At 70.2% G+C, this 20,957-nt stretch carries 18 protein-coding genes; 13 read left to right on the top strand and 5 right to left on the bottom strand.

What is annotated here, in order from left to right; all coding sequences use genetic code 11:
- Positions 1 to 10 precede the first annotated feature (10 nt).
- Positions 11 to 1,060 carry a LacI family DNA-binding transcriptional regulator gene (locus IR212_RS15090; RefSeq protein ID WP_194396672.1) on the bottom strand — a complete coding sequence of 350 codons (1,050 nt, stop codon included), beginning with the start codon at positions 1,058 to 1,060 and terminating at the stop codon, positions 11 to 13.
- 310 nt (positions 1,061 to 1,370) lie between these two features.
- On the opposite strand from IR212_RS15090, the gene IR212_RS15085 reads away from it, so the two are divergent.
- The 5 genes from IR212_RS15085 (at position 1,371) to IR212_RS15065 (ending at position 7,283) form a co-directional block, all read left to right on the top strand.
- Complete coding sequence (locus IR212_RS15085; protein WP_194396671.1) at positions 1,371 to 2,735, top strand: ABC transporter substrate-binding protein; 1,365 nt, start codon at positions 1,371 to 1,373, stop codon at positions 2,733 to 2,735.
- A gap of 69 nt (positions 2,736 to 2,804) precedes the next feature.
- Complete coding sequence (locus IR212_RS15080) at positions 2,805 to 3,749, top strand: carbohydrate ABC transporter permease (protein ID WP_194396670.1); 945 nt, start codon at positions 2,805 to 2,807, stop codon at positions 3,747 to 3,749.
- Positions 3,746 to 4,672, top strand: a complete 927-nt coding sequence (locus tag IR212_RS15075) for a carbohydrate ABC transporter permease (protein ID WP_194396669.1) — start codon at positions 3,746 to 3,748, stop codon at positions 4,670 to 4,672. Before IR212_RS15080 ends, IR212_RS15075 begins: the two co-directional genes overlap by 4 nt.
- Before the next feature lie 52 nt (positions 4,673 to 4,724).
- On the top strand, positions 4,725 to 6,236 hold the full coding sequence (gene arfA, locus IR212_RS15070) for an arabinosylfuranosidase ArfA (RefSeq protein ID WP_194396668.1): 1,512 nt from the start codon (positions 4,725 to 4,727) through the stop codon (positions 6,234 to 6,236).
- Positions 6,237 to 6,275: 39 nt separating this feature from the next.
- Entirely contained in the window at positions 6,276 to 7,283 is a 1,008-nt protein-coding gene (locus tag IR212_RS15065) for a LacI family DNA-binding transcriptional regulator (protein WP_194396667.1), read from the top strand.
- Positions 7,284 to 7,384: 101 nt separating this feature from the next.
- Here the strand turns inward: IR212_RS15065 and IR212_RS15060 are convergent, their stop codons facing one another.
- Both IR212_RS15060 and IR212_RS15055 read right to left on the bottom strand, forming a co-directional pair.
- On the bottom strand, positions 7,385 to 8,956 hold the full coding sequence (locus IR212_RS15060; protein ID WP_194396666.1) for an alpha/beta hydrolase: 1,572 nt from the start codon (positions 8,954 to 8,956) through the stop codon (positions 7,385 to 7,387).
- A gap of 223 nt (positions 8,957 to 9,179) precedes the next feature.
- Positions 9,180 to 9,848 carry a DUF4386 domain-containing protein gene (locus tag IR212_RS15055; protein WP_194396665.1) on the bottom strand — a complete coding sequence of 223 codons (669 nt, stop codon included), beginning with the start codon at positions 9,846 to 9,848 and terminating at the stop codon, positions 9,180 to 9,182.
- A gap of 99 nt (positions 9,849 to 9,947) precedes the next feature.
- On the opposite strand from IR212_RS15055, the gene IR212_RS15050 reads away from it, so the two are divergent.
- The 5 genes from IR212_RS15050 to rocD all read left to right on the top strand — a co-directional run bounded on the left by IR212_RS15050 (position 9,948) and on the right by rocD (position 13,943).
- Positions 9,948 to 10,382, top strand: coding sequence for a hypothetical protein (locus IR212_RS15050; protein WP_194396664.1), 435 nt, complete (start codon positions 9,948 to 9,950; stop codon positions 10,380 to 10,382).
- Positions 10,382 to 10,597 (top strand): helix-turn-helix transcriptional regulator, encoded by a 216-nt coding sequence (locus IR212_RS15045; protein WP_194396663.1) that lies wholly within the window; start codon positions 10,382 to 10,384, stop codon positions 10,595 to 10,597. The genes IR212_RS15050 and IR212_RS15045 overlap by 1 nt, the downstream gene beginning before the upstream one ends.
- 1 nt (position 10,598) lies before the next feature.
- Positions 10,599 to 11,627 carry an NAD(P)-dependent alcohol dehydrogenase gene (locus IR212_RS15040; RefSeq protein WP_194396662.1) on the top strand — a complete coding sequence of 343 codons (1,029 nt, stop codon included), beginning with the start codon at positions 10,599 to 10,601 and terminating at the stop codon, positions 11,625 to 11,627.
- Between the two features lie 211 nt (positions 11,628 to 11,838).
- Positions 11,839 to 12,693, top strand: a complete 855-nt coding sequence (ddaH, locus tag IR212_RS15035) for a dimethylargininase (protein ID WP_194398716.1) — start codon at positions 11,839 to 11,841, stop codon at positions 12,691 to 12,693.
- A gap of 23 nt (positions 12,694 to 12,716) precedes the next feature.
- Positions 12,717 to 13,943 (top strand): ornithine--oxo-acid transaminase, encoded by a 1,227-nt coding sequence (gene rocD, locus IR212_RS15030; protein ID WP_273542103.1) that lies wholly within the window; start codon positions 12,717 to 12,719, stop codon positions 13,941 to 13,943.
- Between the two features lie 76 nt (positions 13,944 to 14,019).
- Here rocD and IR212_RS15025 read toward each other — a convergent pair whose 3' ends face one another.
- Complete coding sequence (locus tag IR212_RS15025) at positions 14,020 to 15,594, bottom strand: molybdopterin-dependent oxidoreductase (protein WP_194396661.1); 1,575 nt, start codon at positions 15,592 to 15,594, stop codon at positions 14,020 to 14,022.
- 85 nt (positions 15,595 to 15,679) lie between these two features.
- On the opposite strand from IR212_RS15025, the gene IR212_RS15020 reads away from it, so the two are divergent.
- From IR212_RS15020 to IR212_RS15010, 3 genes are read left to right on the top strand one after another with little or no spacing between them, the layout of a single operon-like run.
- Positions 15,680 to 17,452 (top strand): circularly permuted type 2 ATP-grasp protein, encoded by a 1,773-nt coding sequence (locus IR212_RS15020; protein WP_228479359.1) that lies wholly within the window; start codon positions 15,680 to 15,682, stop codon positions 17,450 to 17,452.
- A complete protein-coding gene (locus tag IR212_RS15015; protein ID WP_194396660.1) occupies positions 17,446 to 18,378 on the top strand; it encodes an alpha-E domain-containing protein in 933 nt (310 codons plus the stop codon). Before IR212_RS15020 ends, IR212_RS15015 begins: the two co-directional genes overlap by 7 nt.
- Entirely contained in the window at positions 18,375 to 19,220 is an 846-nt protein-coding gene (locus IR212_RS15010; RefSeq protein ID WP_194396659.1) for a transglutaminase family protein, read from the top strand. The genes IR212_RS15015 and IR212_RS15010 overlap by 4 nt, the downstream gene beginning before the upstream one ends.
- 109 nt (positions 19,221 to 19,329) lie before the next feature.
- On the opposite strand, the gene IR212_RS15005 is transcribed toward IR212_RS15010, so the two are convergent.
- Positions 19,330 to 20,943, bottom strand: a complete 1,614-nt coding sequence (locus IR212_RS15005) for an MFS transporter (protein ID WP_194396658.1) — start codon at positions 20,941 to 20,943, stop codon at positions 19,330 to 19,332.
- Positions 20,944 to 20,957: the final 14 nt, after the last annotated feature.

The raw sequence follows: 20,957 nt of genomic DNA, 5'->3' as shown, positions 1-20,957 counted from the left end.
GGACGGGCCGTCACGCGCCGTCTGGGTCGTCGGCGTCGGGGAAGCCCGTGGACTCGCGCGCGATGATGCGGAAGGGCGGCTTGAACGTCTCGGGCTTGCGCCGCTCTCCCTTCTCGGTGATGCGCTCGAGGAGGCGGTCGACGGCGATCGACGCGATCTGGGCACGGCCGGTGTCGACGGTCGACATCGAAGGGACCGAGTACTTGCTCTCGTCGATGTTGTCGAAGCCGATCACGGCGACGTCGTCGGGCACGCGCAGGCCCTCCTCCCGCAGCGCGCGGAGCACGCCGAGGCCGAGGGTGTCGTTGAGCGTGAAGACGGCGTCGAACTCCACGCCGTCCCGTACCATCTCGTGGGTCGCCGACGCGCCGCCGGCGCGGTTCCACTGCTTCATCGACATGTGCCGGACGAGAGCCGGATCCTGCTCGATCCCAGCCTGCTCGAGGGCCCGCCGGTAGCCTTTGAGGCGCAGGCTCGCCGAGCTCGCCTCGTCGTCGTCCTCGTGGTCGGCGCCGATCAGCGCGATGCGACGGCGGCCGATCGAGAGCAGATGCTCGACGGCCGCCTGCGCCGAAGAGGTGTTGTGCATGGTGACGTGGTCGGTCGGGCCGTCGAAGATGCGCTCGCCGAGGAGCACGAGCGGTGCGTCCACACTCAGCGCGTCGGCATCCTCCTGACCGAGGCTCACCGGGCTGAACAGCATGCCGTCGAGGAATCGGGGACGGCTGCGCGACACGGCCCGCAGCTCCGTCTCCCGGTCGCCGCTGGTCTGCTCCACCATCACGCCCAGCCCGCGCTTCTCGGCCGCCCTGATCACCTCGTCGGCGAGCTCGGCGAAGTAGTTCTCGCGCAGGGACGGCACCGCGAGCCCGATGACGCCGGTGCGACCGGATCTCAGGCCCCGCGCCGAGAGATTGGGCCGGTAGTCCAGCTGCACGATCGCCTCGTTCACCCGGTCCCGGGTGCCGGGTCGCACGTGCGGATAGTCGTTGATGACGTTCGACACCGTCTTGATCGAGACGCCGGCCACCCGGGCGACATCGTGCATCGTCGGTCCCATGGACCCTCCGCCTTCCGTGCGAGCTGTGCACTCTCAGTGTGACGCAGATGCACGGCCGGCGTGAGCGGGCCGATCCGGGTTTCTGTGACGTCCTGACGCAATGCTCAGCTCAGCGTAGGCGTGCGAAGAAGTTTCGTCGCCGTCTCGGAAAATTGCGCCGCACCCTTGACACTCCCGACCACCGGTGGGAAAGTGACTACAACGTTGCTCTACAACGTTGTAGACCCGAGCGACATGTGCCGATCCTGCCGGCGCATCCGTAGCGGTCGTGCACCGACGAAGAAGTCAGCAATACCGAAAGGAATGTCCAGTGAAGACGAAGCCAGTCCTTGCTGCGGTCACAGCGTTCGCCCTGGTCGGCGCGCTGGCCGCGTGCAGCGCCGGAGGCGGCGACAACGCAGACGGCGGCGGCGGTAACAGCGGCGCGAACTGCACCAACGAGATCAAGAACCCCGACGCGCCCGTCGTCACGCTGTGGGCGTGGTATCCGAACTCGGAGACCGTCGTCGACAACTTCAACGAGGCGAACGACGACGTCCAGGTCTGCTGGACGAACGCCGGAGCCGGCGGCGACGCGTACGACAAGTTCCAGACCGCCATCTCGGCGGGCAGCGGCGCTCCCGACGTGATGATGGTCGAAGCCGACCGCATCGCGGTCTTCCAGGCGCAGGACGCCCTGGTGGACCTCTCCGACCTCGGCTACGAAGACGTCAAGGACAACTTCAGCGAGGGCGCCTGGAAGGACGTCTCGGTCGGTGACGGCGTCTACGGCGCCCCGATCGACGGCGGCCCGATGGGGATGATCTACCGCAACGACATCTTCGAGGAGTTCGGCATCACCCCGCCCACCACGTGGGAGGAGTTCGAGGCGACCGCGCAGGCCGTCAAGGACGCCGGAGGCCCGTACATGGCGAGCTTCGCCGCGAACCAGCCCGCCGCGGTCACGGCGCTGATGTACCAGAACGGCGCTCAGCCGTTCGAGTACGACCCCGCCAACGAGGGCGAGATCGGGATCAACCTCAACAGCGACGAGATCAAGGAGGTCCTGGACTACTGGGCCGGTCTCGTCGAGAAGGACCTCGTCGGCACGGAGGACCAGTTCACCCCCGAGTACATCGCGGGCGTGATCGGCGGCAACTACGCCACGTATCTCTCGGCGGCATGGGCGCCGGGTTACCTGCAGGGCGCGGGCGTGGGCGAGGGTGCTGACGAGGGCGTGTGGTCGGTGGCTCCGATGCCGCAGTGGGATGCGTCGAACCCGATCGCGATCAACTGGGGAGGATCGGCGTTCTCGGTCTCGAGCCAGGCCGACGACCCCGAGCTGGCCGCGAAGGTCGCCTTCGGCGTCTACGCCGACCAGGCGTCGCTCGATCAGGGCTGGCAGGAGCAGATCATCTTCCCGCTGAACGTCAGCGTCCTGGACTCGTCGGAGTTCCAGGACTACGAGGTGCCGTTCTTCAGCGGCCAGCAGGCGAACAAGGAGGTGTACGTGCCCGCGGCCAACGCGTACGAGGGCATGACGTACACGCCGCTCGGCCAGTTCTACTACTCCGAGCTGACCAAGCAGATCGCCGCCATCCATGACGGCGCGGCGACCGGTTCCGAGGCGGCCGATGCCCTCCAGGAGGCCGTCGTGGCCTACGCGGAGGAGCAGGGGTTCACCGTCACGCAGTGACCTGACCGTGGGTCGGTCCGCGTTCGCGCGGACCGGCCCTCGGGCACCCCTCACAGACCCGGAGACACCATGACCGCCTCAACCGAAGCCGCCGTCAAGGCCGAAGCGCCGCTCTCATCGAAGCGCCGCAAGTCGACCGCCGCGAGGCAGAACCTGTTCGGCTGGCTGTTCGTCAGCCCCTTCGCCGTCATCTTCCTCGCGCTGCTCGTGCTCCCCATCGGGTACGCGCTCTACCTCAGCCTGTTCCAGAAGTCGCTGATCGGGGGGACGCGCTTCGTCCTCTTCGGCAACTACGCCAAGGCCTTCACCGACCCGTCGTTCCTGGACGGCGTCTGGTTCGTGATCCGCTTCTCGATCGTGCTCATCCCGCTGCAGATGGCCGTCTCGCTGGCCATCGCCCTGATCCTCGACATCATCGTCACGCGCTTCGCGCGGTTCTCGCGGCTCATGATCTTCATGCCGTACGCGATCCCGACCGTCATCGGCGCGCTGATGTGGGGGTTCCTCTACAGCGACAACTTCGGCCCTCTCGCGGAGCTTTTCGGAATTTTCGGAGCTCAGGCCCCTGATTTCCTGAGCCGCAGCCTGATCTTCTACGGCTTGCTCAACATCGTGACGTGGCAGTGGGCGGGCTACTACATGATCATCCTGTACGCGGCCCTCCAGGGCATCGACCCGACCCTCTACGAGGCGGCACGCATCGACGGGGCGTCGCAGTGGCAGATCATCTGGCGGATCAAGATCCCGCTCGTCGCGCCGGCGCTGCTGCTCATCCTCGTGTTCGCGCTGATCGGGACGCTGCAGTTCTTCAACGAGCCGAAGATCCTGCAGGATCTCGCGGCCGGGGCGATCCCCAACGACTTCACGCCCAACATGTACGCCTACCAGCAGGCGTTCTCGCTGGCGAACTACAACTACGGCGCGGCCATCTCGTTCGCGCTCGGAGCCGTCGTGTTCGTCTGCGTCTACGTCTTCCTGTTCGCCACCCGCAAGCGAGGGAGCTTCTTCTCATGAGCGTCACGCCTGTCGAGGTCACCGGGACGAAAGCGGCCCGCCGGCCCGCCATCGAGCGCCGGCGCGCGCCGCGGGAGCGCGGACGGATCCCGCTCAGCATCGTGCTGGGCCTTCTGATGGTCTACTTCCTGGTCCCCTTCTGGTGGCTCATCGTCAACAGCTCCAAGACGGCGGCCGGGCTCTTCGGCGGCGACAGCGCGCTGTGGTTCGCCGACGACATCAACTATGTGGGCAACTTGGTCGACCTGTTCACCTACGGAGGCGGCATCTACGCGCGGTGGCTCGCCAACTCGGCGCTCTACGCGATCGTGGGAGGCCTCGGTGCGACGGTGCTCGCCGTGCTCGCCGGCTACGGCTTCGCGAAGTACCAGTTCGCCGGCCGGCGGCTCTCGTTCGCGATCCTCCTCGGCGCGGTGATGGTGCCCACGACGGCGCTGGTCATCCCCACGTTCGTGCTGTTCGCGCAGGTGGGCTGGACGAACACGATCTGGGCGGTGATCTTCCCGACGCTGCTGAACCCGTTCGGGGTGTACCTCATGAACGTGTACGCGCGGGATGCCGTGCCCGATGAGCTCCTCGATGCGGCGCGCGTGGACGGCGCGGGCGAGTTCCGGTCGTTCTTCACGGTGGCGCTGCCGCTGCTGCGTCCGGCCATCGTCACCGTGCTCCTGCTGTCTGTCGTGGCCTCGTGGAACAACTACTTCTTGCCGCTGGTGATGCTGTCGGACAACCGCCTCTTCCCCGTGACCGTCGGCATCGGACTCTGGCAGTCCACCGCGTCGACGTACGGTGCGGCCGGCGGCCAGACGCTGTGGAGCATCATCATCCTCGGCTCGCTGGTGTCGGTGATCCCGCTCATCATCGCCTTCCTGACGCTGCAGAAGTACTGGAGGGGCGGCCTGGCCATCGGGAGCCTCAAGTGATCCGCGGATCACGTCGCCTCGCCTTGATCCCCTCCGTCCTGGAAAGAGAAGAATGATTCGCGCACACCTCACCGTCGACCCGCACTTCACGGTCGGCCCCGTCAACCGCCGGCTGTTCGGCTCCTTCGTGGAGCACCTCGGGCGCTGCGTCTACGACGGCATCTACGAACCCGGGCACGTACGTGCCGACGAGGACGGATTCCGCACCGACGTCATCGAGCTCGTGCGGGAGCTCGGCGTCTCGACGATCCGCTACCCCGGCGGCAACTTCGTCTCGGGGTATCGCTGGGAGGACGGCGTGGGACCGCGCGAGTCGCGGCCCCGCCGGCTCGACCTCGCGTGGCACTCCACCGAGACGAACGAGATCGGCCTGGACGAGTTCGCGGGATGGCTCAAGAAGGTCGACAGCGAGCTGATGTACGCCGTCAACCTCGGAACCCGCGGCGTGCTCGAGGCGCTGGACGTGCTGGAGTACGCCAACCTCCGCTCGGGCACGCACTGGTCCGACCAGCGGGTGGCCAACGGCCACCCCGAGCCGCACGGCATCCGCATGTGGTGCCTGGGCAACGAGATGGACGGACCCTGGCAGCTCGGCCACTCGACGGCAGAGGAGTACGCGCAGATCGCGTCGAAGACCGCCAGCGCCATGCGTCAGATCGACCCCGATCTCGAGCTGGTGGTGTGCGGCAGCTCGAGCGCCCAGATGCCGACGTTCGGCGACTGGGAGCGCGTCGTGCTCGGCAAGACGTACGACGACGTGGACTACATCTCGTGCCACGCCTACTACGAGCCCAAGGGCGACGACTACGGCAGCTTCCTCGCCTCGGGGGTGAACATGGACCGCTTCATCGATGCGGTCATCGCCACCGCCGACCACGTCAAGGCGATCCGGCACAGCGACAAGACCATCAACATCTCGTTCGACGAGTGGAACGTCTGGTATCAGACCCGATTCAACGAGGTCGACAAGATCACCGACGTGTCGGAGTGGCCGGTGGCTCCGCGCCTTCTCGAGGACTCCTACTCGGTGCTCGACGCCGTCGTCTTCGGCAGCCTTCTCATCTCACTGCTCCGGCACGCGGACCGCGTGACGGCGGCGAGCCTCGCCCAGCTGGTGAACGTCATCGCGCCGATCATGACCGAGCCCGGCGGGCCGGCGTGGCGGCAGACGACCTTCTACCCGTTCTCGCTCACGTCGCGGCTCGCGCGCGGGGTGGCGCTCGAGCTGAAGCTCGACAGCCCCACCTACCCGACGGCGGAGTACGGCGACGTGCCGATCGTGGATGCGGTCGCCACGCGCGACGAGAACGGCGGCAGCACCACGGTCTTCCTCGTCAACCGGAGCCTCGACGACGCCGTCTCCCTCGAGATCGACGTGCTCGCCCTCGGCGGGGTCGCCGGGGCCACCGCGCTCTCGCTGTTCGACGACGACATCCATGCCGCCAACACGCTCGACGACCCCGAGCGGGTCGCCCCGCGCGAGAACTCATCTGTGGACGTGGGGGAGGGCAGGGTCACCGTCACGCTGCCGCCGGTCTCGTGGACCGTCCTGACGCTCGACTGACCTGAGACCAGACCGCGACGAAGCCGGCCGGGTGGTGAGATGGCACGAACCCAGCGCGTGACGCTCAAGCAGATCGCCGCGCAGACCGGGGTGTCGCTGACGACCATCTCGAAGGTGCTCAACGGCGGCGCCGACGTCTCGTCGACCACCCGCGCGCTCGTCGAGGAGCAGCTCCGGACGAGCGGCTACCGGCGTCGCAAGAGCAGGCAGCGGCGGGATTACATCGAGGTCGTCCTCCACGAGCTCGAGGGGGAGTGGGCGCTCGGCATCCTCGAGGGGGTGCGCGAGAGCGCCGCCGCGGCGGGGATGGCCGTCTCGATCTCCGTCAGCGGCGACCGCCGTGCGCCCGGCCCCGAGTGGCTCGATGCGGTCGTCCGCCGGGCCCCGACGGGCATCATCCTCCTGTTCGCGGGCATACCGCCCGCGGGGCGCGAGAGGCTCAGCGCGCGCGGCATCCCGTACGTCGTCATCGACCCGGCCGGCGACCCCGAGGCCGACATCCCGTCCGTCGGCGCCGCCAACTGGTCGGGTGGCCTCGCGGCCACCAGGCATCTGCTGGAGCTCGGGCATCGCCGGATCGCGGCGATCACCGGTCCCGAATCGGTGATGGGCGCGCTCGCGCGACTCGACGGCTATCGCGCCGCGATGGCGTCCGCCCGCCTCCCCGTCCATCCGGAATGGATCCGCTTCGGCGACTTCCGCCGCGAGGGCGGGGAGAGGCACGCGTCCGAGCTGCTGCGGCTGCCGGAGCGGCCGACGGCCATCTTCGCCGGCAACGACGTGCAGGCCGTCGGCGTCCTCCACGCGGCCGCGGCCCTGGGGCTCTCGGTGCCGGGCGACCTTTCGGTGGTGGGCTATGACGACCTCGCGATCGCCGAGCTCGCGCACCCCAGGCTCACGACGATCCACCAGCCCCTCCGCGAGATGGCGGAGCAGGCCACGCGGCTCGTGCTCCAGCTGCTGGACGGACCCCGCCCCGAGGTCACGCGGGTGGAGCTCGCGACGTCGCTGGTGATCCGGGACTCGACCGCGCCGCCCCCCGCCTGACGCGCCGGGGCGGCGTCCACCGTCGTCCGTCCCGCGGACGCGTGAGAAAGGCCGCCGGCGGGAAGCGCGATCCGCCGGCGGCCTTCGGTCTCAGCCGGGACTCACTGCTGCCAGTAGCCCAGGTTGAAGGTCACCTTCTGCCCGATCGTCGTGAGGCCGGCAGCCTGCTCGGCCGTCAGCTTGCCGGCGCTCTGGAACTCGGCGACCTGGGTGAGGAACCCTCCGAGCACCTCCAGCGCGCCGTCGGTGTCGTCCTTGGTGACGAGCTTCAGCGCCTGGTCGAGCTTCACGGTGAGGGCGGTGGTGTTGCCCTTGTTGAGGCCGGCGGCCGCGACGCCGGACTTCAGCGTGTCGATCTCGTCCTTCAGGAACGCCTCCGGGTGCCAGAGGTAGTCCCGCGCGAAGATGCTGAACAGCTGGTTCCACGCGTTGAAGTCGTGGGCGCCCGCGACCACGGTGTTCTCGATGAACCCGACGTTGTCGAGGGCCGCGACCGTGTTCGCGTTGGGAAGACCGAAGTCCCACGCTCCACCGCCATAGTGGATGTACGGCGCTGCGAGGTTCGCCGTCGACAGCGGCACGCTCACGCCGCCGCTCCAGGGACCCCAGTAGGCGAACAGGTCGACGTCATCCCTGATGAGGTTCTGCGTCACGATCGAACCCGCCGACAGGCCTGCGAAGGCACGGTCGATCGGCTCGGTCGAGACGTTGTAGTTCGCTTCGACGAAGGGGATCACGACGTTGCGCAGGTTGGGATACGCGTCGCCCAGGACGGCCTGGTTCCCGACGGGACCGAGGTAGTTGGTGTTCGTCATGATGACGACCGCTGGCTCGGTGGTGCCGTCGTCGAGCAGGTTGTCCATGATGACCGGGACGTTGCCCATGTTCAGCCAGTCGGACTGATCCTGACCGCCGCCGTGCTGCATGTAGATGGTCTTGTACGGCTCCGCGCGGTCCGGGTCGTAGTCCGGCGGGAGGTACACCCCGAGCGTGCGCCCGGTCTGGTTGGGGATGTCGATCGGGACGTAGCTCCACGTGCCCTTCTCCGAGTCCTCGCGCGGGAGCTCGATCTGCCGGGCTGCGAGCGGAGCGAAGTTCTGCTTCGCCTCGTCGTAGGGCACGAACACCTTGTTGAACGCACGCCGCTGGGGGAAGGCGATGCCGTCGGGAGCGAAGATCGGCGAGTTCGCCGGGTCGGCGAGCCAGGCGTTCGTGTTGTTGTTCACGTAGAACCAGTACTGGTTCGCGCCTGCTGCCAGCGGCACCTCGGTGACCCAGTAGCCGCCGCCGGCATCGGTCATCTGGACGTCGTACCCGCCGCCGCCGCGCATGAGGCCCGGCTTGTACTGCGACGGCTGGTAGACCGTCGTGTCGCTAGGGTCGGCCCAGTTGCGCAGCAGGATGTCGGCGACGAAGCGCACGCTCGTCGCGTCGGGGTTGTAGTAGACGAAGCGACCCGTGTATCCCGTGGGGGAGTTCGGATCGGCGTAGACGGTGGGCCCGGGCGTGAGGGGGGAATCCTCTGCCTGCGCGGCCAGCGGGACCGTGCTCAGCACCAGCGCTGCGGACAGGCCCAGGGCGGCGAATGGGCGGACGAGCCGGGCATGCCGGCCGCGGCCGCTGCCGCCCTGAGAACCTTCGACGGCGCGGTCGCGCCGGGTCAATACGCTCATTACTGTTCCTCCTCGAATAGTTGCCGAGCGGCCGGATGGGGCTCCGACGCGGTCAGGCTAGCCGCACATTTACGACGTTGTAAAGACTTTTTTTACGACGTTGTAAATTCCTGGGAGGAAGAGCGCCGGAGATGCTTGACCCGCGCCGACGCCGTCTGCCAGAGTGTGACCGCGTCGCGAACAGATGCGAGAGGACGGATGCCGCGGGTCGCGGCATCCGTGGTCATCCCGCGCTCGTCTGCAGCGTCACCGCGGGCGAGACCGAGCGGGGACGGATGCCGCGGATCAGCAGGTAGCCGATCATCCACAGCTCGCCGATCGTGGCCGGAATCGCCAGGATGTCCGCGATCGCGCCCAGGGTCGCCGGAAGAGCGGAGGACAGCACGGCGTCGAGGACGTAGCCGACCCCGCCCGCAACGAGGATCCATCCGAGCACGCGCGGCAGGCGCCGGGTGGCGATGGCGAACCAGCCCATCGGGATGAGCCAGAGACCGAAGAAGACGGCGCCGACGGTCCAGAACGCGTCGGCGGTCATGCGCAGCAGCGGGACGGCATCAGCTCCCGCGGCGTCCGCGCCCTGCGGGTCGAACGTCACGGCCAGAGCCGCGGTGAGCATCGCCGCGCTGCCCAGCACCGCCAGGGCGTTGCCCATGCCGAACGCGGCGACCGCGAAAGCCGCCACCGGTCGATCCCGGTGGAACAGCGCGAAGAAGCCGACCGCCGCCAGCGCCTGGGTGAGGACGATCGCCAACTCGAGTGCGACGCCCAGCTGCGCCAAGCCGGTGCTCTCCGCAGCGAGCGGACGTACGGCCAGGAAGCCGGCCATGCCGAAAGCCGCAAGGCCGAGGTACGCGGCGCCGGTCCAGCGTCCGGTGCGGGTGTGGTCATCCATGTCGATCCCCGTTCCACGATGTAAAGGATTCTTGACACGGACGGTAGACCCGGCCTATCGTAGGTGTCAAGAATTTTGGACATCCGGGAGGGTGGAGCCATGGTCTACCAAGAGCGCAATGTGTGGTCGAGCCTCATCGTGAGCGTGATCGGCGTCGTCGTGTACGTGGCCCTCGTGCTGCAGCAGTCCGGCGGCGGTCCCCTCAGCGATGTCGACTGGGTGCCGCTGATGCTGTGGACGATCGGCCTGAGCATCCTCGCCGCGATCCTCGTGAGCATCGTGTGGGGGATCCTGGCCGGCATGCGGGATCCCGAGGGCGTGGGCAAGAGCGACCAGCGCGATCGCGACATCGCGGCCATGGCGACCAATGTGGGCCAGGCTTTCCTGGTCATCGCCGGACTCGGGGTCATCCTCCTCTGCGCGTTCGAGGCCGACTGGTTCTGGATCGCCAATGCGATGTTCTTCGGCTTCGCGCTGTCTTCGATCGCCGGCGGCGTGGCCAGCGTCGTCGCCTACCGGCGAGGGCTCGTCTGATGGTCAAGCCCACTCGAGTCACCAACTCCATCCGCGCGGTGCGGGAGGCGGCCGGCATGACGCAGGCCGAGCTCGCCCGGCGCGTGGGTGTCACGCGGCAGACCCTCATCGCCATCGAGCAGGGGCGGTACTCGCCGACGCTCGAGCTCGCGTTCCAGCTGGCCCGCGCCTTCGGCGTCGGGCTCGACGACCTCTTCGACTACCCGGAGGCATGACATGTCCGACCGAACGCTCCCCTCACCGCAATCCCTGCGCACCGACTCGATGCCCGCATGGCGCCAGCACCGCTACGGCGAGGCCGACGACGTCGTCCTCGAGAGGGCCGATGTCCCCGCCCCGCGCCGCGGGCACGTGCTGCTGCGGCTGCGCGCGACCGGGCTCAACAACGGCGACGTCCGCGTCATGCGCGGCAAGCCGCTGCTGGTGCGCCTGGCATTCGGACTGCGACGACCCCGCCAGGCCGTGCGCGGGATCGACGCCGCCGGAACCGTCGTCGCGCTCGGCGAGGGCGTCGAGGGCATCGCGGTCGGCGACGAGGTGGTCGCCGAGCTCCCGAGCGGAGGCGGCCTCGCCCGATACGCCGTCTGCCCGGCGTCGCGCCTGGTGCCGCGACCTGCCGGCGTCGACGCGCTCCCTGCAGCGGCGCTCCCCGTGGCCGGCGGCACCGCGTGGCAGGCGCTGGAGCGCGGGGGAGTGGCATCCGGTCATCGCGTCCTCGTGATCGGCGCCTCGGGCGGAGTGGGCACGTTCGCCGTGCAGCTGGCCGCCGCGCGGGGCGCGGAGGTGTGGGCGCTCTGCGGGGAGCGCAACCGGGCGCTCGTCGAGCAGCTGGGCGCGGCGCGCACGTTCGACTACCGAGCCGTCGCGCCCGACGCGCCGGAGCTGGCCGCCCAGCCGTTCGACGTCGTCATCGACATCGCCGGCACGACGCGCCTGCGCACCCTGCAGGGACTCGTGCGCGACGGCGGCGCGGTGGTGCTCGTCTCAGGAGAGGGTGGGCGCGTGCTCGGCCCGATCGGGCGCATTGCCGCGGCATCCGTCCTCTCCCTCGGCTCGAAGCGTCCGCTGCGTCCGCTCGCCGCCGTGGCCAAGCCCGACGTCCTGGCGCAGCTCCTGGCGCTGACGGTCGCGGGCTCCGTGCGACCCGTGATCGAGCGGACGTTCGCCTTCACCGAAGCCCGTGGCGCGCTCGCGCACGTCGCTGCCGGCCACACGGTGGGCAAGGTCGTGGTGCTCGCGGACTGACGGGCGCGGCATCCGCCCTGCCCATTCCCAGGCCGCACGCATCGTCCGTGAGACAATGGACGCGGCGTGCCCGGTTGCATCCCTTCACGGCTGCGGCTCCTGAGCGAGCACAGCGAGTCGAAGGGCCGCCGGGCCTCTGGACAGCGTCCGCCGCCCCTCGTACAGGAGCATGATGTCCACGCAGAACACCGCGCCCGCCGCCGCCGCCCCGATGACCGAGTCGTCCGCCGCCGGACTGCGCATCCAGCAGCACCGTCGCTACCTGATGTGCCGGCCCGAGCACTTCACGGTGAGCTACACGATCAACCCCTGGATGGAGCCGGCCAATCCCACCGACACCGCCCTCGCGGTGCGGCAGTGGCAGGCGCTTTACGACACGTACCTCGAGCTCGGCCACGAGGTGCAGCTGATCGACCCCATCCCGGGGCTGCCGGACATGGTCTACACGGCCAACGGCGGTTTCGTGATCGACGGCATCGCCTACGGCGCCAAGTTCCGCTTCCCGGAGCGCGTGCCCGAGGGCCCGGCCTTCATGGACTGGTTCGGCGCCAACGGCTTCGAGGTCGTCGTGCCGCAGGAGGTCAACGAGGGCGAGGGCGACTTCCTCCTCGTCGGCCAGACCATCCTCGCCGGCACCGGATTCCGTTCGACCGGCGACAGCCACCGCGAGCTCGCCGACGTGTTCGGCAGGGAGGTCGTGAGCCTCACCCTCGTCGACCCGCGGTTCTACCACCTCGACACCGCCATCTCGGTGCTCGACCCCGTCGAGGGTCCGGGCGGCGTCGAGCGCGCGAACATCGCCTACCTGCCGGGCGCGTTCGACGAGCGCAGCCAGGCGGTCCTCGCCGAGCGCTACCCCGACGCGATCCGCGTCGCCGACGCCGATGGCGCGGTGTTCGGCCTCAACTCGGCCAGCGACGGCCGCAACGTCATCATCTCGCCGCGCGCCAAGGGCTTCGAGGCTCAGCTGCGCGAGCGCGGCTACCACCCGGTGCTCGTCGACCTGTCGGAGCTCCTGCTCGGCGGCGGCGGCATCAAGTGCTGCACGCTCGAGCTGCGGCGCTGACAGTCCGGAAAGAGGACGCACTCATGACCGCCACCTCGCCCTCGCTCGACACGGCCATGATCCGGATCATCGCCGGTGAAGAGGAGCACGTCGCCCACAACTACCACCCGCTCCCTGTCGTCATCGCCCGCGGCGAGGGGGCGTGGGTCACCGACGTCGAGGGCAAGCGCTACCTCGACCTGCTCTCGGCCTACTCGGCGCTCAACTTCGGTCACGGGCACCCCGCGATCGTCGCCGCCGCGCAGGAGCAGCTGAATCGGCTGACCCTCACCAGCCGCGCGTATCACAACGACCGGCTCGGGCCGTTCGCCGCGGCGCTGGCCGAGCTGTGCGGCAAGGACCTGGTGCTGCCGATGAATACGGGCGCCGAGGCCGTCGAGACCGGCATCAAGGTCGCGCGGGCATGGGGCTACCGCGTGAAGGGAATCGGCGCCGACCGCGCACAGATCGTGGTCGCGCACGGCAACTTCCACGGCCGGACGACGACGATCGTCGGCTTCAGCGACGACCCGGGCGCGCGTGCGGACTTCGGTCCGTTCGCACCGGGTTTCGTCCCCGTCCCGTACGGCGACGCCGCGGCGATCGAGGCCGCGATCACGCCCGAGATCGCCGCGGTGCTCATCGAGCCCATCCAAGGCGAGGCCGGTGTCGTGCCGCCGCCCGAGGGCTACCTCCGGGCGGTCCGCGAGATCTGCACCGCCCACGACGTGCTGCTCATCGCCGACGAGATCCAGTCGGGCCTCGCCCGCGTCGGTGAGACCTTCGCGTGCGACCGTGAGGGCGTGGTGCCCGATGTCTACCTCCTCGGCAAGGCGCTGGGCGGAGGCATCCTTCCCCTGTCGGCTGTCGTGGCGGACCGCGACGTGCTGGGCGTGATCCGTCCCGGCGAGCACGGCTCGACGTTCGGGGGCAACCCGCTCGCGGCGGCCGTGGGGCTGCGGGTCGTCGAGATGCTGCAGACCGGCGAGTTCCAGCGACGGGCCGAGCTGCTCGGTGAGCACCTCGAGCTCAAGCTCCGCGAGCTCCTCGGCCACGGCGTCACGGGCGTGCGCGTCGTCGGGCTCTGGGCGGGCGTCGACATCGACCCCGCCGTCGGCACCGGCCGCGAGATCGCCGAGAAGCTCATCGCGCGCGGCGTCCTGGTCAAGGACACGCACGGCCAGACGATCCGCATCGCGCCGCCGCTCGTCGTGCGTGCGACTGAGCTCGACTGGGCGATCGAGCAGCTGCGGGTGGTCCTGGCCGGCTGACGCCGGAGCGTGCCTGCGGTCCTTCGGGCCGACGCCGCCGGCGGGGCGCCCCGAGCGGGCGGACTCGGCGGGCCCCTCAGAACACCTCGACGAACCGCTCGTGCCACCCGGTGGCGCCGTCGGGTGCGGGCGGGGCGCGGTCAGGCGTCTGCTGCTCGCCGTCCTTGCCGATGGCGCGGCACCGCAGCAGGTGGTCGCCGGCGGTCGCCGTCCACGGCAGGCTCCACTGCACCCAGGTGTCGTCCGAGATGGCCGGCGCGAGCGTCGCCTCCTGCCACGGGCCGTCGTCGACCTGCACCTCGACACCGGCGATGCCGACGCCCTGATGCCACGCCACGCCGGCGATGACGACCTCGCCCGCCTTCAGTCCCTGCGCCCTGCGCGGCACGTCGATGCGCGACTGCAGCTTGATGGGCCCCCGCTCCGACCAGCCGCGATCCGTCCAGTAGGCGCGTGCACGGTCGAACCGCGTCACCTCGAGCTCGGTCACCCACTTGGTCGCCGACACGTAGCCGTACAGCCCCGGCACCACCATCCGCACCGGGAAGCCGTGCTCCAGCGGCAGCGGCTCGCCGTTCATGCCGACGGCGAGGATCGCGTTGCGGCCGTCGGTGAGCGCCTCGAGCGGCGTCGAGGCGGTGAACCCGTCGATCGACCGCGACAGCACCATGTCGGCGTCGGCGGCGGGCCGCGCGAGCGCGAGCATCTCGCGGATCGGGTGGCCGAGCCACCGGGCGTTGCCGACGAGCGTGCCGCCCACCTCGTTCGACACGCACGTGAGGGTGGTCCACGATTCCTCGAGCGGCAGCGCGAGCAGTTCGTCCCAGGTCAGCTCGACCTCTTCGGCGACCATGCCGTGGATCCGCAGCCGCCAGTCCGCCGGGTCCACCTCCGGCACGATGAGCGCGGTGTCGATGCGGTAGAACCGGTCGTTCGGCGTGACGACGCCGGCAAGTCCCGGCAGGTCCAGCTCCGCACCCTGCGGGACAGCGGATGCCGCCACCGCCGGCTCCGGAAGCCGCAGCGCCCGCCGCGCCGCCGCCACACCCGCCGACGCCGCGCTCCGCAGGTTCCCGGCGATCACCGCGAGGATACCGACGCCGGCCGCCGCGCCCGCCCACGCGAAGAACGCCCGCCGGCTCGGCTGTGGCGCCCCGCTCTCCGCCGTCGCCTCGGGGACCGAGGGAGTGGGGGCTGCGGCAGGGCGCAGCATCCGGAGCAGCAGCCACAGTGCTGCGGCGCCGACGGTGCCCGCGACGACGGCGGGGAGCCATGCCACCGGGCCCGCCCCGGGACGCGTCGCGGCGACCACGGCGCCGGCTACGCCGAACGCCGCCACCAGCACGACGCCCCACGGCGGGAACCGCGCCTGCAGCCACCCCGCGAGGGCGGCGAGAGCCAGCATGACGATCGCGATCCCGATGAGGAGCGCGAGCTTGTCGGCGGTGCCGAACCAGGCGATCGCGGTGTCCTTCGCCCAGGGCGGAGCGCTGTCGATCAGCGCCGACCCGATCGCGGCGACCGGGCTCGACGCCGGCGCCAGCACACCGGCGACGAGCTCGCCCAGGCCCGCGCCGAGCACGACGGCGGCCACGCCGGCCACCCACGCGAGGGGGGCCGCGATGCCGCGGCCAGAGGCGTCGCCCGCCATGCAGCAAGGGTACGTCCGCGGGAGGCGCCCGGGACGGCAGAACCGGAAACACGAGCGCAACGCACCCCGCATTAGGCTCGTGGGCATGGGTGACCTGTTCGACGGCTACGGCTCCACGCTGGCGCCTCGCAAGACGCCCTCGGGAGTCCCCGCATTCGACGAGATGTTCGGCAGCCCGGACCATCCGGGCGCGCCCGCCGAGTCCCGCGCGGCCTACCGGGAGCTGTACCAGGCGCTGGCGCAGATGACCCAGGAGGAGCTGCGCGGCCGTACGGATTCGCTGGCGAGCTCGTATCTCGCGCAGGGCGTGACGTTCGACTTCGCCGGCGAGGAGCGCCCGTTCCCGCTCGACGCCGTGCCCCGCGTCATCACCTACGACGAGTGGTCGCGCATCGAGGCCGGGGTGAAGCAGCGGGTGCGGGCCCTCGAGGCCTTTCTCGACGATGCCTACGGCCACCAGCACTGCGTGCGCGACGAGGTGCTCCCGGCCGGGCTGATCGCGAGCTCGCAGTACTTCTACCGCCAGGCGGCCGGCATCCACTCGGCCAACGGCGTGCGCATCCAGGTGTCGGGCATCGACCTGATCCGAGACGAGCACGGCGAGATGCGCGTGCTCGAAGACAACGTGCGCGTGCCGTCGGGCGTGAGCTACGTCATCTCCAACCGCCGCGTCATGGCGCAGACGCTCCCCGAGCTCTTCGTCTCGATGCGGGTGCGCCCCGTCGGCGACTACCCCAATAAGCTGCTCGCGGCCCTGCGCGCGTCGGCGCCCGCCGGCATCGAGGACCCCAACGTCGTCGTGCTGACCCCCGGCGTCTACAACTCGGCCTACTTCGAGCACACGCTGCTGGCGCGCCTGATGGGTGTCGAGCTCGTCGAGGGGCGCGACCTGCTCTGCATCGGCGGCAAGGTCTTCATGCGCACGACGCGCGGTCCCAAGCGCGTGGACGTCATCTACCGCCGCGTCGACGACGACTTCCTCGACCCGCTGCAGTTCCGCGCGGACTCCATGCTCGGCGCGCCGGGCCTCATGCTCGCGGCCCGTCTCGGGAACGTCACCATCGCCAACGCGGTGGGCAACGGCGTCGCCGACGACAAGCTGCTCTACACGTACGTGCCCGACCTCATCCGCTACTACCTGGCGGAGGAGCCCATCCTCAAGAACGTCGACACCTGGCGCCTGGAGGACCCGAACGCGCTCGAGGAGGTGCTGGACCGCCTCGACGAGCTGGTGGTGAAGCCCGTGGACGGCTCCGGCGGCAAGGGACTGGTGGTGGGGCCGGATGCCTCGCCGGCAGAGCTCGAGCGGCTCCGGCAGCGTCTGCTCGCCGACCCGCGAGGGTGGATCGCGCAGCCCGTCGTCATGCTGTCGACCATCCCGACGCTCGTGGAGGATGGCATGCGTCCGCGCCACGCCGACCTGAGGCCGTTCGCGGTCAACGACGGCGAAGACGTGTGGGTGCTCCCCGGCGGCCTCACCCGCGTGGCGCTGCCGGAGGGCCAGCTCGTGGTGAACTCCAGTCAGGGCGGCGGCTCGAAGGACACCTGGATCGTGGGCGGCTCCGCCCCGACCGGGAGCGAGTACGGCCCCGGCAAGGTGCCCGAGCTCGTCGCCGATCAGGCCACCGTGACCGCCGCGATCCCCATCATCTACGACCCGCAGACCGAACCCGCCCACTCGCCGCGCGATCCGGTGCGCGGCAACCGCGAGCAGCAGGAGCAGCAGCAGCAGGCGGCATCCGTTCTCGCTCCCGAGTCGACAGCTTCTGATCGACTCGACGCGTTCCGTGCGCGCGAGACATCTCGACCCGATCGGAACGCATCGACTCGCGACTTCGGAGGTGATGCAGCGTGCTGAGCCGCATCGCCGAGTCGCTGTTCTGGATCGGTCGCTACATCGAGCGCTCCGACGGCACCGCGCGCATCCTCGACGTGCACCTGCAGCTGCTCCTCGAGGATCCGTGGATCGACGAGGACACCGCCTGCCGGTCGCTGCTGAGCGTCATGGGCTCGGTCGCGCCCGACGGCGTCGACCAGGTCCGCCGCGAAGACGTGCTGGCGCGCCTCGCCGTCGACCGCATGAACCCCTCGAGCATCGCCTACGCCCTCACCGCCGCGCGCGAGAACGCCCGGCGGGCCCGCGAGATCGTCTCGACCGAGCTGTGGGAGACGCTCAACACCACGAGCGCACGGATGCCGCGACGACTGCAGAACGATCGCGTGCACGAGTTCTTCCAGTGGGTGCGCGAACGCGCCGCCCTCGCGATCGGCATCGTGGACTCGTCGACCAGTCGCGACGAGGCCTGGCAGTTCTTCACACTCGGACGCAGCATCGAGCGGACCGACATGACGGCGCGCCTGCTGGCGACCAGGTCGCTGACCGAGGCATCCGGTCCGTCGTGGACGACGATCCTGCGCTCGTGCGGCGCGTACGAGGCGTACCTGCGCACGTACCGCGGCATGCCGAGCGCGCGCAACGCCGCCGAGTTCCTGCTGCTGGACCGCCTCTTCCCCCGCTCGATCATCTACTCGATCCAGCGCGCCGAGGAGTGCATGAGCGCCATCGACCCTCGCGCGGACCGCGTCGGACACTCCAACACGGTGCTGCGAGCGCTCGGCCAGATCCGCAACGACCTGGAGTATCGGCCGATCTCCGAGATCCTCGGCGAGCTGCCCGGGCACATGGACCGCGTGCAGAAGGTCACGCGCGAGGCATCCGAGGCGATCCGCGGCCGCTTCTTCCCGACGCAGGCGGAGCCCAGCTGGATCGGAGAGATCTCATGAAAAGACTCCGCATCGAGCACCAGACCGGGTTCAGCTACCACGGCGACGTGACGGCCTCGTACAACGAGGCCCGCATGCTGCCCGGCTCCACCGACAGCCAGTTCGTGCTGAACTCGTCGCTGGACATCGAGCCCCAGGCATCCGTCAACCAGTACGTGGACTACTTCGGCACGCGGGTCTCGGCGTTCGACGTGCTGTCACCGCACTCATCGCTGACGATCACCGCGCGCTCGCTCGTCGAGGTGCGTCCACGGCCGCTCGAGCACGTCGACGTCACGTGGGACGCCCTCGCCCGCGAGTCCGAGCGCTCGATCGAGATCGTGGAGCAGCTGTCGCAGACGGGACGCACGCGCCCCCACGCCGAGGTCGCCGAGCTCGCGCGCTCGATCGCCGCCCAGCACGACCATCCGGGGCGCGCGGCGCACGCGATCGCCGTGGCCATCGGCGACGCCGTCGAGTACATGCACGGGATCACCGGGGTGCACTCGACCGCGAGCGAGGCGTGGGATGCGCGCAAGGGCGTGTGCCAGGACATCGCCCACATCACGCTGGGCGCCCTCCGCGAGGTCGGCATCCCGGCCCGCTACGTGTCGGGCTATCTGCACCCGCGACCCTCGGCCGAGGTCGGGGTGCCGGTGACGGGCGAATCTCACGCGTGGGTGGAGTGGTTCGCGGGCGAGTGGCAGGGATTCGATCCCACGAACAACATCGAGATCGGCGACCGGCACGTGCTGGTCGGGCGCGGCCGCGACTACGGCGACGTCCCGCCGCTGCGCGGCGTGTACGCCGGCCCCTTCAAGTCGAGCCTGCACGTCAAGGTGACGATCACGCGCGAGGTGTAGCGCCGGCGCCGCGCCGCCGGATCGGAGATCGCCACCTGGTCGGATCCACCCCGGCGAGAGGCCCGAGTGGCGGGAGATCTCCGACCGGATGGTGGGGGGATGCCGCCCCTCACGCCGGCTCGGCCGCCTCGGCGTCGCGCGCGCGGTCGTCGTCGGGCTGCCGCCCCGAACCGAGCGAGAGCGTGGCGAGGAGCCCGACCGCGAGGAACCCCGCCGCGGTGAAGCTCGCATACTTCGTCCCGGCCGAGAAAGCCGCCCGGGCGTCCTCGGCGAGCGGCGCGGTCTGCGGCGACCCGGCGAGGCCGGCGATCGCCCCGCCCGCGCTGTCGACGACGGCCGTGACGACCTGGTCGCGCTGCGCCGCCGGGATGCCCCGCTCGTCGAGGCTCGCCGTCAGCACGGCGGACGTCGTCGAGAACAGGACGGTCCCGAGGACCGCGATGCCCAGCGCCGCGCCGAGCTGGCGGGCCGTCGACTGCGTCCCCGACGCCTGGCCGCCTTCGGCGGCGGGCACGTCGGCCAGCACCACACCGGTGAGCTGCGCTGTGGCCAGGCCCACGCCGAGACCGTAGACGAAGAGGGCGGGGACGAGGGGCACCCACGAGGCATCCGGCGCGATGACCAGGCCGACCGCGGCGACGCCGATGATCTCGGCGACGATGCCGGCCCGCACGATCCACACCGGGGCGACGCGCCCGCTCAGGGCACCCGCGAGCCCGCTCGCGACGAAAGACCCGATCGCGAGCGCGAGGAGGATGAGTCCGGTCTGGACGGCCTCGAACCCGAGCACGAACTGCAGCCAGAGGGGGAGCGCCAGGATGAGCCCGAACTCGCCGAGCGAGACGACCAGGGCCGCGATGTTGCCGTTGCGGAACGAGGGGATGCGGAAGAGCCCGAAGGCGATGACCGTGGACCTGCCGGCCCGTCGCCGCTGCCGGCCCCACGCGATGAACGCCGCGAGGCCCGCGGCGGCGATGACGAATGCGACAGCGACCGGGGACACGGACCACGGCCATGTCCAGTCGCCGATGGTCGGCGCCCGGTCGGTGAGGAGCCATCCGTAGGTGCGGCCCTCGATCAGGCCGAAGACCAGCGCGCCGACCGTGACGACCGACAGCACCGCGCCCACCACGTCGATCGGCTCGGCCGCGCCGCGCGATTCGTCGACCGTCAGCAGCACGCCGACCACGATGGCGATGCCCAGCGGCACGTTGATGAGGAACGCCCAGTGCCACGAGAACGCGGTGGTCAGCCAGCCGCCCAGGAGCGGCCCGACCGCGGCCATCCCGCCGATGGTGGAGCCCCACACCGCGAAGGCGGTCGCGCGCTCGCGGCCCCGGAAGGTCGCGTTGAGCAGCGAGAGGGTGGTGGGAAGCATCATCGCGCCGCCGACGCCCTGCACCAGGCGCGCCGCGATCAGGGCGCCGCCGCTGGATGCGATCGCCGCGCCGATCGAGGCCAGGGTGAAGATGACGACGCCGATGAGCAGCATCCGTCGTCGTCCCCAGCGGTCGGCGAGGCTGCCGAACACGAGCAGCAGCGAGGCGAACACGAGCGTGTAGGCCTCTTGGACCCACTGCACCTCGCTCGAGGTGATGCCGAGATCGTCGACGATCGCCGGGGTCGACACGTTGACGATCGTGGAGTCGACGATGATCAGCGCGACGGCGACGCTGATGAAGACCAGGCCGGCCCAGCGGCGGCGCGACGCTTGCTGCAGCATTTCGCTAGCTTATC

Origin of the sequence: Microbacterium atlanticum (genome assembly GCF_015277815.1) — a bacterium.
Classification (GTDB): domain Bacteria; phylum Actinomycetota; class Actinomycetes; order Actinomycetales; family Microbacteriaceae; genus Microbacterium; species Microbacterium atlanticum.
The sequence above is the reverse complement of the archived record's forward strand: the minus strand, read 5'-3'. Positions and strand labels throughout refer to the sequence as shown.